Raw genomic sequence first — 15,847 nt, 5'->3', positions numbered from 1 at the left:
ATGGCAAATCCAACATTTGAAGAATCATTGCAAGAATTAGAAAAAATCGTCATACAATTAGAGCAAGGAGACGTTCCTTTAGAATCAGCGTTAGATGCGTTCAAAAGAGGAATGGAATTAAGTAAGCAATGTCAAGATACTCTTTCTAAAGCAGAAGAAACCCTTACAAAAATGATGACTGAGACGAATGAAGAGATCACTTTTGACGAGAAAGAGGGGACACAATGAAACTAACCGAATTTTCTGCGACTCACCTTCCTTTGGTAGAAGAAGAAATGGTTTCTTTCATTACGGAATATACTTCGGATGAACGCTTGAAAGAAAGCATGATCTATTCGATCCATGCAGGAGGAAAGAGAATCCGTCCACTTGCTTTATTAGCAACCGTGGCTTCCTTTGATGCCAAGATCGATGCTTCTGCTTATCAAGTAGCAGCAGCATTAGAGATGATCCATACGTATTCATTGATCCATGATGATCTTCCAGCAATGGATAACGATGACTTGCGTCGAGGAAAACCAACCAACCATAAAGTTTATGGGGAAGCAATCGCAATTTTAGCAGGGGATGGATTATTGACGGGTGCCTTCCAGTTGATCAGCATGACCCACTTAGCGAACTCACCAAAATTGTTATTATTGCAACAATTGGCTGTTAGTGCTGGGACACAAGGCATGGTTGCAGGACAAGCGGCAGATATCCAAGGGGAAACGAAAGATTTGACGCTAGAAGAACTAGCATTGATCCATGAACGAAAGACTGGGCGTTTGATACGTTATGCTTTGCTGGCAGGTGGGATTTTAGCAGAACAACCAGAAGAAGTTTTGGTACAATTACAACAAATTGCCGCTCATCTGGGATTAGCTTTTCAGATCCGTGATGATTTATTGGATGTGACTAGTACGACAGAAGCATTAGGAAAAACAGCTGGCAAGGATGAACAAGCGGATAAAAATACGTATCCACGCTTATTAGGGGTCGAGCAAACAAGAGCTGCGTTGCAACGAGAAATCCATTCCGCCCATAGGATCATTGCCGAGTTAGAACAAGAAGTTTGTTCATTTGATGGAGAGATTCTTCGTCAGTTGGTCAAACGATTTGATGAGAAGTGAGGAAGAGGATGGAAAAAGAACGAGTAGATGTATTAGCCGTCAAACAAGGGCTATTTGAAACAAGGGAACAAGCGAAACGTTCCGTGATGGCAGGATTGATCTATAATGAAAAAAATGAACGTTTTGATAAACCAGGAGAAAAAATCCCCGTTAGTAGTGAATTAAAAATCAAAGGGAAAAAATTACCGTATGTTTCTCGTGGTGGATTGAAACTAGAAAAAGCATTAAAACAATTTGATCTAACAGTCAAAGATAAAGTATTGCTTGATATTGGGGCATCCACAGGAGGCTTTACCGATGCTGCCTTGCAAAATGGAGCAAAAATGAGCTATGCCTTAGATGTAGGCTACAATCAGTTAGCATGGAAAATCAGACAAGATCCAAAAGTGGTCGTGATGGAACGTGTTAACTTTCGTTATGCAAAACCTGAAGACTTTGCTCAAGGTGAACCAGAAGTCGCTGTCATTGATGTATCATTCATCTCTTTGAAGCTGATACTACCGCCATTACATGCAATTTTGAAGCCAGAGGGTGAAGTAATTGCATTGATCAAACCACAATTTGAAGCAGGTAGAGAAGCAGTCGGTAAAAATGGAATCGTTCGAGAAGCAACAACCCATCAACAAGTCATCGAACAAATTTTGACGTTTGCCACAGAGCAAGGGTTTGATGTATTAGATCTAAGTTACTCTCCTATTACAGGTGGAGAGGGAAATATTGAATTTTTAGCGCACTTAAAAAAAGTATCAGATAAAGGAACGATCTATGCGAACGTTGATCCAGCTCACATCGTTGAAATGGCTCATGAACAATTCACGCATAAGCGGTAGTCTAGAAATTGACAAAAAAGACTATGAGTTCTTCTTTATTAAGCGCTTAAAATAAGCTATCATTGAAAGAAGAAGGATTGGTGAAGGAGCGGATTGAGCATGAGAAAAAAAGATCGACATCGTTTGATTACTCGATTACTAAATGAACAAGATATACGTAAACAAGAAGAATTTGTTGAAATATTAAAAAATAAAGGGATTTCTGTTACACAAGCAACGATCTCAAGAGATATCAAAGAGCTTAAGTTGATCAAAGTTCCCGCAGTTGATGGTGGCTATCGTTATAGCCTGCCTGCTGAAACAAGTGAAGATGTGAGCACAAAGCTAGAAAAACTATTGAAAGACGCATTTGTAACAGTTGACCAGATGGAAAAATTTGTTATTTTAAAGACTTTGCCAGGCAATGCTTCTGCAGCTGCAAATTTAATCGATAAACGTTACAAAAAAGAATTATTCTCGATCATCAACGATGATGACAATGTGTTGATGATCACACGATTGGAAGAAGATGCTGTTCAATTAAAGAAAGATTTTCTGCATTACCTTTAATCTAAGGAGTGATTGCAATGCTACAAGAAATCAGTATCACCAATTTTGCGATTATTCCTGAATTGCGTTTGTCGTTTCATGAGGGAATGACAGCATTAACAGGAGAAACCGGAGCCGGTAAGTCAATTATTATTGATGCTTTGGGCTTATTAGCAGGTGGTCGCGGATCAAGTGATTATATTCGTCAAGGTGCCGATAAATGTATTCTGGAAGGGTTGTTTGAATGGCCTAAACAAGAAGGTTTTGAAGCTTTGATGGAAGAGTTAGGGATTGAGTCCGATGGTTCAAATCTGATCGTCCGTCGAGATATGTCTTTAGCAGGTAAGAATGTTTGTCGAGTGAATGGACATATCGTGACATTAGCGAATTTGCGACGCGTAGGTAGTTATTTAGTGGATATCCAAGGTCAAAATGAACATCAGGAACTATTGCAACCTGAATCACATCTTGTGTTACTTGATCGTTTTGGGGACTCGACATTCCAACAGAAAAAAAGAGCGTACCAAGAAGCCTATCAAGCGTATCGTGAACTTGAAAGAAAAGTGCGTAAAATCCAACAAAACGAAAAAAACTATGTCCAACGTATCGATATGTTGAATTTCCAACAAGAAGAAATCGCAGCTGCCCAATTAGAAGTTGGTGAAGAAGAAAAACTTCGAGAAGAGCGCGATAAATTAAGTAATTATCAAAAAATCGTTGATGGTTTAGCTACTGCTTATGGGGCGCTTAGTGAAGGCGAACAAAGCAGTCTTGATGGGGTGGGAACGGCTGTTTCCGAGATCCAAAGTATTGCCCATCTTGATTCAGAGTATGAAGCAATTTTTGATAATATCCAGAGTGCCTATTATTTATTGCAAGATGCAGTAGGGGACATGAGTAGACAAATCGATCTGCTTGAACTGGATGAGAATCGTTTGGAAGAAGTGACGCAACGCATGGAAACGATTCGTCAATTGAAGCGTAAATATGGCGATTCAGTTGAAGCTATATTAGCCTACTATGAAGAAATCACAGAAGAATTGGATTCATCTGATTTTACAGAAGGTCAACTTGATAAAATGAAGAATGAACTGACCCAAAAAGAAGAGTGGGCGTTTCAATGTGCAGAAGAACTCCATCAAGCAAGAAAAACGATCGCAAGTGACTTAGAACAGTCGATTATGCGTGAATTAAAGAGTCTTTATATGGAAAACACCGAATTTGAAGTTCGTTTTTCAACGCAAGCAAATGGACGCTTAGATGAGCAAGGTTTTGATATCGTTGAATTTTATATTACGACAAATCCAGGAGAACCATTGAAGCCTCTAGTCAAGGTAGCATCAGGTGGAGAATTGTCACGAGTATTACTTGCTCTGAAAACCATTTTTTCTTCTGGACAAGGTGTGACTAGTATCATTTTTGACGAAGTTGATACTGGTGTTAGTGGCAGAGTGGCACAAGCCATTGCGGATAAGATATTGAAAATATCCAAGTATTCCCAAGTACTTTGTATCACGCATCTCCCTCAAGTGGCTGCGGTAGCGGATTATCAATATTACATTGTAAAAGAAGTCGTCGGCGGAAGAACACAAACATCCGTCTCCGAATTAGCCGCAGCTGAAAGAGAAAATGAAATAGCACGAATGTTAGCGGGAAGTGAAATCACGCCTTTAACGATCGAACACGCCAAAGAGTTGTTACGTTTGGCGAAAAAATAAATAGAAAATAAAAATCACCCTTTGTCTAGATTGGCTAGGGTGATTTTATTTTGCTTTTTTAGGGAATAGGGGTAAAAAAACAGTTGAAATTTTTCCCAACAGAAAAAATAATTAGTTATTTTTATATTGTATTTTATTATACTTTTTTTATGATTTTGAGAGTAAGATTTTTAAATCCAAGAACTATCGATAGTTAGTCAATAGTTAATCCGATTACAAAGGCATATTTTTACTAATCATAAAAATTTTGGTCAATGATGAAAAGATAAATTCAGTACTAATGTTTTCCCATTTTTTGATTATGTTTGAAAAAAACACTACACATAAATTAGTTTGAACGTATGATTATTGAAAATAATTATTTTTTGAACACTAAGAATAGATACTTGAGGTTAGTAGGAAAATGATGTCATAAATAGTCTAAAGTATTTCTGTAGATAAACAAGGAAATTATAAAAGTTTTTTGTAAATGGGTGATTTAGGAACGTACACTTTTAGAAGCTTTTCTAAGAAAAAGGAATGGAATAAAACAAATACATAAAAATGCGAGGAGTGTAAGATATGGCAGGAATTGATTTCAGAGAAACAGGTGGAAAGTTTATTAATCGAATGCATGACGCTAATAAGACAAATACTCAAGAAGTTCTGAATAGATTAGCTATTCGCATAGGGAATGAATCACTAAATGTGAGAGCCAACCCAATTATTACTTATCTTTATTATCCGAAAGATATTCTTAAAAATACAACACTACAGCCGATTAATCAAAGGAATGATCGAGTTGTAGGAAATGCATGCACCTCATTTGGAGAAAGAAATCAAGAAAGTCCTTCGTAGATTTAAATACTACAGCAAATGCAACTCAAAGCTATCGTAATGTATTACAGAGAATTCCCCAAGCAGTATAGATCAAAACTTTCTAGCTTCAAATGGGCTAGCGAATGTGACAGGTACGGTTCCTAAACAATTTAGTAGTGAGTATGTTCCTAAAAAATTGAAATTTAAACGTAAAGAATCTAGTGAATATAAGGGCCATACATCTTGCAATACAAATGATGGATTGCAACAATCCCTAAACGGAAGTAGGCAAATTCATCCAAGATATCATCGTAGGCTCTCCAAGGAAGCTTCCTTTTTAATCAAGAAAGACACAAGTGCGTTACATGATCAGGTAGTAAAGAGTACGAATAGTACTCAAAAAGATGAAATCCCTCAGTCTGAAGTAAGATCATCCAGTCAGGAACAGACATTCCAAACAATAGAAAAACAAAATTCAGTTTTTGACTGGAGAAAAAAAGATAAACTAGCAAAGAATGTAGAAAAAAATCATCAATCTAAGGAGGCTTCATATTTAATTAAGAAAGATACAAGTGAATTACATGATCAGGAAGTAAAAAGTCTGAATACTATTCAAAAAGATGAGACTTCTTTTGCTTATGCAATCCCTAAGTTTGAAGCAAGACCATCCAAGCGAAATCAGGGAACAGACTCACGTAATCGAACAACCAATATGGAAAATGAGGAAATTTTAAAGGGATTTTTGGATGGATTACAGAAAGCCTCTTCATCCCAAACAAAAGATAATCCGAATTTAGAGGTCAGTTTTACAACTCATGGAGGAAAAGAAATTGACACAGTTAAACTGCGCAATCCCAATGATAATCCTGTATTTGAAGCAAAAAATGTAAGAGGTGAAAACGAAGAAAGCTTAACACACGGTGTAGTAGAAAGTCTAATTAAGTTCGGAGAGCAAACATACCCCTATCGTTTTAAGGCTGAAATATATCAACAGGCGATTCCTACTCAACCGTCTCACAGTAAATCACAGAATCTGTATAACAGCTTGGCGAATCAAAAAACTATTGATTTAAAAGATACGTCGACAGGTGAATATATTTTAAAAATGATAGAATCATCGGATGGACAGAATTTTCCCGCAGAATTGAAGGATTTTTTGAAAGATTTACAGCAAGTTCCTTCATCCCAGACGAAAGACATTCCAAATTTAGAGTTTAGATTGTGAGAAGAACAAGCGAATCAGTCCAAACAGTCAGTAGCCAGAGTTCAAAATGAAAATAAGAAAAGTTTTTCGATGCTAACAAGTGATGCGAGAGTAAAAGCCAACATAAAAATATATCGAATCAAGTAAGACAGCAACCAAGAACAAACAAAAAAGAGGTTAGTTTAAGTATGTAGTAACCAATGTGACAGACTCTTGATGATAATAATTAATAACAGGAAATGGAGGTTACGCCAAATTTGGCGCAACCTCCATTATTTTTACATGACACTGATTACAGCAGTTAGAACGACTGAGCCGATTGTCAAAATCAACATTGTCCAAATCACTAATTTTGTGACTTTCGCAAAAGTGCTTGTTTGTTTTTTTTCTCGCATCGTGATTACCTCGATTTATTATTGTTAAGTTGATTTTACATGCTTTTCATTGATTCTACAAGAGGGCATCTCTATAAAAACTTACCTTTTTTCAAATAATAAGTGGTCAGAAGTGAAATGATCACGGTCAATAGTATCAACCAAAGAAAAGCATCATCCCTTTCGGCAATTGGTAGTTTAATATTCATACCGTATATACTTCCAATGATTGTTGGAATCGTTAAGATAATCGTTAAAGAAGTTAAAATTTTCATAATATTATTTAAGTTGTTTGAAATGATGGCAGAGAATGTTTGGTTCATCTGTTCGACAAGCTTTAAGCGGATACGAGCGGTGGTCTTTGCTTGTTCTGTTTCGATAATCACGTCTCTGAGGTGATTCATCATCGCGTGATTATTTTTTACCGATTGGTTCTCGGCTAGTTGTTGTAACGCTTCAAGATTCGAGGCAGTCGCTTCTTTGAAATAAACTAAGCTTTTTTGGATATCCATGATTTGATACAATTGCTTATTTTCAGTTGAGACTTTTAGTTGTGTCTCCAACAGATCACATTGGGCAAGTAAGGTAGAAAGATAAGTGTTATAGGACTGAGTGATCTGCCAAAGTAACTGCATAAAAATATTTAGAGTGGTCGAAAGATCGTTTCTTTGAAACGTTTGATGAAAGACTTTTTTCAAAAAAAGTGGTTCGTGATTCGTAATTGTGATAAGCTTCTTTTTGGGCGTGAGAATAATCGAAAACGGATAAGTATCTACTTGGAAATATCCGCTAGGACTTGTTTTTGGAAAAGGATATTGTAATAATACCAATGCTGGTTTTGTCAGCTTTTCTTGATTAAATTCTTCTACTCGGGAGTTTTCTGCATCGTCTAAGACAGACGTGAGGTAATCTTTAGGTATTTGGAACTGTTTGATCAATTGATTGATTTCTTCTTCTGTGGGTCGCTCGACACAATACCAAATGGTTTCAGCCGTTTCTTCCATTGAATCAACCAATTTCTGGTCTTCAAGTGTAAAATACTTTATCATTGGGAACCTCCTCAATACTTCTTTCTTCTATTATAACCAATTCTTGAAAAGAACACATTGAAAGAGACTACCCACTGATCATCAATCTTGATTTGTCAAAAAACGGCTGCAACAACATAATAAAACAGTATAAATTTAAACTAAATGAAATCGTTGTGTAAACTAAATTACGTATACTGAACGCAACGATAAAAAAGGAGATTTGTCGAATGGGCAGTTTTTCACCACTTGTATTGTTTTGGTACATCTTTCCGGCAATCGTGATTTTTGGTTGTCAATTTCTAGTAAAAATATTTGCATTGACTCGGCGTTTCAAAGTCAAAGCACCTGATTTAGCCGTTCCTTTTTTGTGGGGAGGCATCCATGCATTGTCTCGTAATACCGATACGTCTTCATTTTTGCCCTTTTTATTGATCACCATCCTTTTAATGGCAATCTGTATCGCGTTATTCCAAGCTTATTATTATGACGAACTTGTGTATTCACGTTATTTCAAAATGACTTGGCGTCTTACTTTTTTGGTAACCTTAGTCATGTATATCGTTTTGATCGTCCTAAACATCCTTTCGTTTCTCTAGTATGGCGCAATCAGGCTGTTAAAAGACTTTAAAAAATCTTTTATCAGCTTGATTGTTAAAATTTTTTTTACTAATCAAAAAGTTATTCTCAGATTTCCCATAAAAGGTGGTAGAAAGTGGGGGATTGTGGTAGACTGATTTTAGTTAGTGGAGGATTGGGGGTAGTTTCGATGTTAATGGGCGAATTTCGGCATAATATTGATGCAAAAGGTCGCTTGATCGTGCCTTCAAAACTGCGTGAAGAACTAGGCGAACAATTCGTGTTGACTCGTGGATTAGATGGTTGTCTTTTTGGCTATCCGATGAGCGAATGGAACGCATTAGAGTCGAAACTCAATGATATGCCTCTAGCAAAGAAAGATGCTAGAACCTTTGTCCGTTTTTTCTACTCAGCAGCTACAGAATGTGAGTTGGACAAGCAAGGACGTATCAATATCCCTAATACATTAAGAAACTACGCAACTATAACGAAAGAGTGTGTCATTGTTGGAGTGTCAAACCGGATCGAAATTTGGGATGAAGCCAAATGGCAAGAATTTTCAGAAGCTGCGGAAGAAAACTTTAATGAAATCGCTGAAAATATGATTGATTTCGGATTATAAGAAATAGGAAGAGGCTGACCAATGACTGAAACATTTCAACACTATACAGTCATGTTAAAAGAAACGGTAGATGGACTTGCAATCAAACCGAACGGAATTTATGTGGACTGTACACTCGGCGGAGCCGGACATAGCGAATACTTATTAAGCCAATTGAATACAGAGGGTCATCTTTATGCATTTGATCAAGATCAGATCGCAATCGATTACGCAAAAATCCGTTTGGCTGAGTATGTCGAAAAAGGTATGGTCACTTTTATCAAAGCAAATTTCCGTGAGCTTGAAGAGCGCTTGACTGAATACGTACCTAAGGTCGATGGGATACTTTACGACTTAGGCGTATCTTCGCCACAGTTAGACGAAGCAGAACGTGGATTCAGTTATCATCAAGATGCGCCTTTGGATATGCGAATGGATCAATCGGCACCTTTGTCAGCATATCATGTGATCAACGAATATCCTTACAACGAATTAGTAAAGATCTTCTTTCGTTATGGAGAAGAAAAATTTTCAAAACAAATTGCCAGAGAAATTGAACGGGTGAGAAAAGATCATCCGATTGAAACAACCGGGGAATTAGTAGAAATCATCAAACAGGTGATTCCTGCCCCAGCAAGACGAAAAGGCGGTCATCCTGCAAAACGCATTTTTCAAGCTGTGCGAATTGCAGTCAATGATGAGCTAGGTGCGGAGCAAGCCTCCTTAGAGCAAGCAATCCGCTTATTGAAGGTCGGTGGCCGGCTCAGTGTGATCACTTTCCACTCATTAGAAGATCGGATCGTCAAAAACATGTTCAAAGAATATAGTACGATCAAAGATTTACCACCAGGGTTGCCGGTCGTACCTGATGAGTTTCAACCTGAATTAAAAGTGATAACGAGAAAACCGATGTTACCATCTGAAGAAGAAGTGGCAGAAAACAATCGTTCTCGTAGTGCAAAATTGCGTATCGCTGAAAAAATACGAGAGAAAGAGGAGTAGAAGAATGGCAGAACTAAAGAAAGTCCAACAATATCCATATGATTTACAAGAAATTGAACTACCAGAGCAACCTCTGCCAGATTCACCCTCAGAGAAAGAAATTGTTCTTCCTCAATCTCCAGCAAAACGTTTGAAGCAAATCTCTATTTTCGAAAAGCTTGCCGTAGTGTGTATTGCTTTTTCTGTCATCGCACTTTGCGTATTAACAGTGATGTTACGAACCAATATTAGTGGTATGGAAAAGCAAATCGGGGCGCTACAGGTTGAATATAATGAAAAAAATCAAGAAAAAATCAGTTTGGAGCAAGAGAAAAGTGAACTTTCTCGTACCGAGCGTGTTAAAAAAATCGCAGAAGAAAAAGGGTTGTCAATCAATGACGACAATTTAAGGAAAGTGAAGTAAATGAGTCTTAAAAATAAATTCCGGCGGTTTATGGAAAAGAAAAATCTAAATCCGATGAACAATCGCAAAAAAGTAGGTATCATTTTATTTGCTACGAGTATTGGATTGTTCTTTTTATTTGCCGTTCGTTTTGCATACATCGTGATCGGTGGACATGTGGCTGGCACATCACTAGAAGAAAAAACGAACCAGCTTTATCAAGGTAGTGAAGAGGTCAAGGCAAAACGAGGCACGATCTTTGACCGTAATGGGGTGGCACTAGCAGAAGATGCCACGTCTTACTCGATCAAAGCAATTCTTTCCGAAACATACACGACTGGAAACAAAAAATTATATGCACAAGAAAAAGATTTCGATACACTTGCGGATATTATCAGCAAAAACCTTTCAATGGAAAAAAGTAAAGCCTTGAAGGTACTACGCGATGGAGCCGAACAAAATCTCTACCAAGTAGAATTTGGGAATTATGGACGTAATATCACCCAAGAGACGAAACAAAACATCGAAGCAGAGATGAAAGCGGCTGATGTTAATGGGCTTTATTTCGATAATCATCCTGCACGTATGTATCCTAGTGGGATATTTTCTTCCCATTTTATTGGCTATGCGGTACCGGATGAAGAAGAAAATGGTCTGGTTGGCCGACTTGGGATCGAATCTGCTTATAATGATATTTTGAGTGGACAAAACGGAAAGATCTACTATCAAAAAGATAATTTCCAAAATCCATTACCAGGTACTGTAGCAGAAGAAGAAAAGGCAACAGACGGTAAAGATGTGTATACGACTCTTGATAGTCGTCTGCAGAGTTACTTAGAAACATTGATGGATCAAGTCAATGAAGAATATCAACCTGAAGAATTGACTGCGATATTGATGGAAGCTAAAACTGGTGAGATCACTGCGATGAGCCAACGCCCGACGTTCAATCCTGAGACGATGGAAGGGTTGACTGGTGAAGATGCTGTGTGGCGTAACATCCTTGTACAAGATTCTTATGAACCAGGTTCAACAATGAAAATCTTCACGACAGCAGCAGCGATCGAAGAAGGTAAATTCGATGAAAATGAGACTTTCCTATCTGGACAGATCAAAGTAGCTGATGCCACGATCAATGACCATGACTTTGGTAAAAAAGGAATGCTGACCATGCGCCAAGCTCTTTCATGGTCTAGTAACGTGGGTATGGTAATGCTGGAACAGCGTTTAGGTGGCAAGTGGTTTAACTATTTGCAAAAACTAGGATTTGGGCAAAGTACCCACTCTGGTTTAGATGATGAAGTTGCGGGTGCTTTACCAACTGCTAATATCGTTGACCAAGCGATGAGTGCGTATGGTCAAGCGATTGGTGTCACGAATTTCCAAATGATGAAAGCTTTCAGTGCGATCGCCAACAACGGCACTATGATCCAACCACGTTACATTAGTAAGATCGTTGATCCAAATACTGGAGAAGAAGTCTCTACTGAAACGGAAGTGTTAGGACAGCCATTTTCGAAAGAAACGACAGAAAAAGTTCGTGAGTATATGCGAGATGTCATAGAAGATGAAAATTACGGTAGTGCTTACGGAGTATATAATGTTCCGGGATACAATATTGCAGCTAAAACAGGAACAGCCCAGATTGCTTCTGATACAGGAGGTTATCTAACAGGTGATACCGCGTATCTGTATTCGATCGTCGAAATGGTACCAGCTGAGGATCCCGAATATGTCCTTTATCTGACAATGAAACATCCTAAGACATATGACCGCACGGCTTTAGCAAAAATTGCGAACCCCTTACTGAAACGAGCAATGGATTTCAAAGAAGCTGAAACAGCTACGCCAGAAGAGAAAAAGACGGAAAATATCACTGTTTCTGACTATCGTAATTTAAATCCTGATATTGCCGCTGCTGATGCACAAAAGAGCGGTTTGCAACCAGTAGTCATTGGCGATGGAAATAAGGTAGAAGCGCAATCCACAGCAAATGGGGATGAGCTGATATCGGGAGAAAAATTGATTCTATATAGTGGTGGTACTGCATTGATGCCTGATGTGACAGGTTGGTCAAAGGCGGATATCATGAAATTAGGAAAAATACTTGGTGTCGAAGTGACATTCCACGGTGATGGTTACTGTACAGAACAAAGCCTCGCACCTTATGAAAAAATATCTGACGAAACATTAAGTTTCCATCTAAAAGAATAATAGGAGAGAAGAGAGCATGGATTTGACACAAACATTAATTCCCATTGCGAGTAGTTGTGCAATGACGATTGCAACAATGCCGTTATTTATTGGTTATTTTCAAATGAAAAAACAAGGCCAAGCCATTCGTGAGGAAGGACCTAAATGGCATAATGTAAAAGCCGGAACTCCAACGATGGGGGGATTGGTGTTTTTAATCAGTGCGCTCTTGACTGGTATCTGGGTAGGCGCTTGGCAACAACAGTTAACGCCTACTCTTTTCATCCTACTTTTTGTACTTGCCCTATATGGAGCAATTGGTTTTTTGGATGATTTCATCAAAATCTTCAAGAAAAGAAATATGGGATTGAACTCAAAGCAAAAATTGATTGGCCAAATTGTTGGGGGAATCATCTTTTATCTCGTTTATCGTGGTGAAGGATACCCTGGAACACTGAATTTTTTTGGAATTGCTCTTCCATTAAGTTGGTTGTACGGATTATTCGCGATTTTCTGGTTAGTTGGCTTTTCCAATGCTGTTAACTTAACAGATGGTATTGATGGCTTAGTAGCTGGATTAGGAAGTATTTCTTTTCTGACCTACGCAGTTATCGCTTGGCACCAACAGCAGTATGATGTCTTAATTATCTGCTTGAGTGTTTTAGGTGGTTTACTAGGATTTTTCGTCTATAATCGCAAGCCTGCCAAAATATTCATGGGGGATGTCGGTTCCTTAGCATTAGGAGGATTGTTAGCAGCAATCTCGATCATGCTCAATCAGGAATGGACATTACTATTGATCGGTCTGATGTATGTCATCGAAACAGCTAGCGTGATGTTACAAGTATCTTCTTTCAAATTGACTGGTAAAAGAATCTTTAAAATGTCACCGATCCATCATCATTTCGAGATGAGTGGTTGGTCTGAATGGAAGATAGATACTGTCTTTTGGATAACAAGTGTAATTACTTCATTGATCACATTGTGGATCGTATGGTAGGAGATGACGAGAATGAAAAAAATAACAACTTATGAAAATAAAAAAGTCCTTGTATTAGGATTAGCAAAAAGTGGATTTAGTGCGGCCAAGTTATTACATGAACTGGGCGCACTTGTCACCGTTAATGACGGAAAACCGTTTGATGAAAATCCTGAAGCCCAAGAATTGCTTTCTTTAGGGATCAAAGTAGTGACTGGTAGTCACCCAATTGAATTATTAGATGAAAAATTTTTAATGCTGGTCAAAAATCCAGGTATTCCTTATACACATCCATTAGTTGCAAAAGCTCAAGAAATGGGTATTCCGGTAATTACGGAAGTTGAACTGGCTTACGAAGTAGCGGAATGCCCAATTATCGGCATAACAGGCACCAACGGAAAAACGACGACAACAACAATGACTGGGTTATTGTTGAATGCGGGGAAATCAGCAGGTATCACTCGTTTAGCTGGTAATATTGGCTTTCCTGCAAGTAGTGTGGCACAAGAAGCTAATCCGGAAGACAAGATTGTTATGGAACTTTCAAGTTTTCAATTGATGGGAATTACTGATCTTCGTCCCCATATTGCAGTGATCACGAATATCTATGAAGCACACATCGACTATCATGGCTCTCGCCCAGCCTATGTCAAAGCTAAATGGCATTTGCAAAAAAACATGACGTCAGAGGATTATCTTGTACTGAATTGGAATCAGAAAGAATTACAGGAACTAAGTAAAAAAACAAAAGCGAAAGTGTTACCTTTTGCGACAGATCAAGTCTTAGCGACAGGTGCTTATTCTTTTGAGGGAGTTATTTATTACGACAAAGAAAAAGTCATGGAGATCTCAGAAATAGGTGTTCCAGGGGCGCACAATGTTGAAAATGCGTTAGCAGCTATTACTGTTGCAAAACAATATAATGTCTCAAATGAAGAAATAAAAGAAACATTGAGTCATTTTCATGGCGTACCACATCGTACACAATATGTTGGAGAGGTGCAAGGACGTAAATTTTACAATGATTCGAAAGCCACAAATATCTTAGCAACTAAGATGGCATTAAGCGGATTTCAACCAGAAAAATTGATTTTGATCGCCGGTGGACTTGATCGGGGCAATAGCTTTAATGAACTCATTCCATCACTTGAAGGAGTGAAGGGATTGATCACTTTTGGTGAAACTAAAGAGAAATTAAAGGATGCTGGTGAAAAAGCGGGCATACCAACGATCTGCACAGCAGAGTCTGTGGAAGCTGCGGTTCCTGTAGCTTTAGAAAATAGCGAACCAGGAGATGTGGTTTTATTATCACCAGCCAATGCAAGTTGGGATCAATATCCTAATTTTGAGATCCGTGGTGATCGCTTTATGGAAGCCTTTAGAAAATTAAAAATAGAAAAGTAGAAACGAGCGATAATAACTATGAAAATTTTGGTAACAGGTGGAGGAACCGGTGGACATATCTATCCCGCGCTAGCCTTCGTCAATTATGTGAAAACACAAGAGCCGAACGCCGAGTTTATGTATGTAGGTGCAAAACGTGGTTTGGAAAACAAAATCGTTCCAACCACTGGGATTCCTTTTCATACCTTAGAGATCCAAGGATTTCAGCGAAAGTTTTCACTAGCTAATGTCAAAACGATCCAATTATTCTTAAAAAGTATCCATCAAGCGAAAAAAATACTAAAAGAATTTCAACCAGATATCGTGATCGGAACCGGTGGTTATGTTTCTGGGGCAGTTGTGTATGCTTCTGCTAAGTTAGGGATTCCGACAATCATCCATGAACAAAATAGTGTACCGGGGATGACAAATAAATTTTTGAGTCGTTATGTGAATCGAATCGCGCTTTCTTTTAAAGATGCAGCAACCTTTTTCCCAGAGGACAAATCAGTTTTGATCGGTAACCCGCGAGCACAAGAAGTTGCAGATACGATGAAAACAGATATTCTAAAAAAATTTGATCTCGATCCTAAGAAGAAAACAGTCTTGATTTTTGGAGGAAGCCAAGGGGCATTAAAAATCAATCAAGCTGTTACTTCTTATTTGGATACATTTGAAGCGACGGATTATCAGATCCTTTATGCATCAGGAGAACGTTATTATCAAAGTATTAAGGAAAAGTTAGGAGAAACAAAAGCAAATATCAGTATTCAACCTTACATCAATGAAATGGCAGCGGTGATGGCGGCAAGTGATCTATTGGTCGGACGAGCAGGGGCGACCTCCATTGCTGAGTTGACCGCACTTGGGTTACCTGCGATCCTTATCCCAAGTCCTTATGTGACAAACGATCATCAGACAAAAAACGCGATGAGTCTCGTTCGAGTTGGGGCGGCTAAGATGATTGCGGATGGAGAGTTGGATGGTGATTCCTTGGGTGCCACGATAAATGAGATCATGACAGATGAAACACTACAACAAAATATGTCAACTGCCTCTAAAACATTAGGTATCCCGGATGCGTCTGAGCGTTTGTATCAACTAGCAAAATCGTTAATCATAGAATAAGGTGGTGG

At 38.3% G+C, this 15,847-nt stretch carries 17 protein-coding genes; 15 read left to right on the top strand and 2 right to left on the bottom strand.

From position 1 onward, the window contains the following. The 7 genes from P3R27_RS07485 (at nt 1) to P3R27_RS07455 (ending at nt 6,211) form a co-directional block, all read left to right on the top strand. The gene (locus tag P3R27_RS07485) at nt 1-228 is read left to right on the top strand and encodes an exodeoxyribonuclease VII small subunit (protein WP_034689874.1); all 228 of its coding nucleotides are present in this window, start codon (nt 1-3) and stop codon (nt 226-228) included. Continuing rightward, entirely contained in the window at nt 225-1,112 is an 888-nt protein-coding gene (locus P3R27_RS07480; protein WP_034689871.1) for a polyprenyl synthetase family protein, read from the top strand. The genes P3R27_RS07485 and P3R27_RS07480 overlap by 4 nt, the downstream gene beginning before the upstream one ends. Before the next feature lie 8 nt (nt 1,113-1,120). Next, nucleotides 1,121-1,942 (top strand): TlyA family RNA methyltransferase, encoded by an 822-nt coding sequence (locus P3R27_RS07475; RefSeq protein ID WP_034689869.1) that lies wholly within the window; start codon nt 1,121-1,123, stop codon nt 1,940-1,942. Nucleotides 1,943-2,041: 99 nt separating this feature from the next. Further along, complete coding sequence (locus P3R27_RS07470) at nt 2,042-2,491, top strand: arginine repressor (protein ID WP_301356543.1); 450 nt, start codon at nt 2,042-2,044, stop codon at nt 2,489-2,491. Between the two features lie 17 nt (nt 2,492-2,508). Continuing rightward, nucleotides 2,509-4,188, top strand: a complete 1,680-nt coding sequence (recN, locus tag P3R27_RS07465; protein ID WP_034689867.1) for a DNA repair protein RecN — start codon at nt 2,509-2,511, stop codon at nt 4,186-4,188. A 561-nt stretch (nt 4,189-4,749) separates the two neighbouring features. Next, nucleotides 4,750-5,025, top strand: coding sequence for a hypothetical protein (locus P3R27_RS07460; protein WP_034689865.1), 276 nt, complete (start codon nt 4,750-4,752; stop codon nt 5,023-5,025). Nucleotides 5,026-5,131: 106 nt separating this feature from the next. Next, nucleotides 5,132-6,211 (top strand): hypothetical protein, encoded by a 1,080-nt coding sequence (locus P3R27_RS07455; RefSeq protein ID WP_034689863.1) that lies wholly within the window; start codon nt 5,132-5,134, stop codon nt 6,209-6,211. A gap of 257 nt (nt 6,212-6,468) precedes the next feature. On the opposite strand, the gene P3R27_RS07450 is transcribed toward P3R27_RS07455, so the two are convergent. Continuing rightward, on the bottom strand, nt 6,469-6,585 hold the full coding sequence (locus tag P3R27_RS07450; protein WP_010735989.1) for a DUF4044 domain-containing protein: 117 nt from the start codon (nt 6,583-6,585) through the stop codon (nt 6,469-6,471). Nucleotides 6,586-6,656: 71 nt separating this feature from the next. Continuing rightward, nucleotides 6,657-7,613: a magnesium transporter CorA family protein gene (locus tag P3R27_RS07445; RefSeq protein ID WP_010735988.1), complete on the bottom strand. Its 957-nt coding sequence runs from the start codon at nt 7,611-7,613 to the stop codon at nt 6,657-6,659. Between the two features lie 209 nt (nt 7,614-7,822). On the opposite strand from P3R27_RS07445, the gene P3R27_RS07440 reads away from it, so the two are divergent. The 8 genes from P3R27_RS07440 to murG all read left to right on the top strand — a co-directional run bounded on the left by P3R27_RS07440 (nt 7,823) and on the right by murG (nt 15,839). Then, on the top strand, nt 7,823-8,191 hold the full coding sequence (locus tag P3R27_RS07440) for a DUF3397 domain-containing protein (protein WP_010735987.1): 369 nt from the start codon (nt 7,823-7,825) through the stop codon (nt 8,189-8,191). A gap of 170 nt (nt 8,192-8,361) precedes the next feature. Next, nucleotides 8,362-8,793: a division/cell wall cluster transcriptional repressor MraZ gene (mraZ, locus tag P3R27_RS07435; protein ID WP_034689889.1), complete on the top strand. Its 432-nt coding sequence runs from the start codon at nt 8,362-8,364 to the stop codon at nt 8,791-8,793. 21 nt (nt 8,794-8,814) lie between these two features. After that, complete coding sequence (rsmH, locus tag P3R27_RS07430; protein ID WP_034689861.1) at nt 8,815-9,774, top strand: 16S rRNA (cytosine(1402)-N(4))-methyltransferase RsmH; 960 nt, start codon at nt 8,815-8,817, stop codon at nt 9,772-9,774. Between the two features lie 4 nt (nt 9,775-9,778). After that, a complete protein-coding gene (ftsL, locus tag P3R27_RS07425) occupies nt 9,779-10,177 on the top strand; it encodes a cell division protein FtsL (RefSeq protein WP_010735984.1) in 399 nt (132 codons plus the stop codon). Beyond that, on the top strand, nt 10,178-12,370 hold the full coding sequence (locus P3R27_RS07420; protein ID WP_034689858.1) for a penicillin-binding transpeptidase domain-containing protein: 2,193 nt from the start codon (nt 10,178-10,180) through the stop codon (nt 12,368-12,370). Between the two features lie 16 nt (nt 12,371-12,386). Next, nucleotides 12,387-13,349: a phospho-N-acetylmuramoyl-pentapeptide-transferase gene (mraY, locus tag P3R27_RS07415; RefSeq protein WP_034689855.1), complete on the top strand. Its 963-nt coding sequence runs from the start codon at nt 12,387-12,389 to the stop codon at nt 13,347-13,349. Nucleotides 13,350-13,361: 12 nt separating this feature from the next. After that, on the top strand, nt 13,362-14,732 hold the full coding sequence (gene murD, locus P3R27_RS07410; protein WP_034689853.1) for a UDP-N-acetylmuramoyl-L-alanine--D-glutamate ligase: 1,371 nt from the start codon (nt 13,362-13,364) through the stop codon (nt 14,730-14,732). Nucleotides 14,733-14,750: 18 nt separating this feature from the next. Continuing rightward, nucleotides 14,751-15,839 (top strand): undecaprenyldiphospho-muramoylpentapeptide beta-N-acetylglucosaminyltransferase, encoded by a 1,089-nt coding sequence (murG, locus tag P3R27_RS07405; protein ID WP_034689851.1) that lies wholly within the window; start codon nt 14,751-14,753, stop codon nt 15,837-15,839. The last annotated feature ends 8 nt before the right edge of the window (nt 15,840-15,847 follow it).

The organism is Enterococcus spodopteracolus (assembly GCF_030441955.1).
GTDB lineage: Bacteria > Bacillota > Bacilli > Lactobacillales > Enterococcaceae > Enterococcus_B > Enterococcus_B spodopteracolus.
This window is presented reverse-complemented; position numbering and strand designations above follow the sequence as displayed.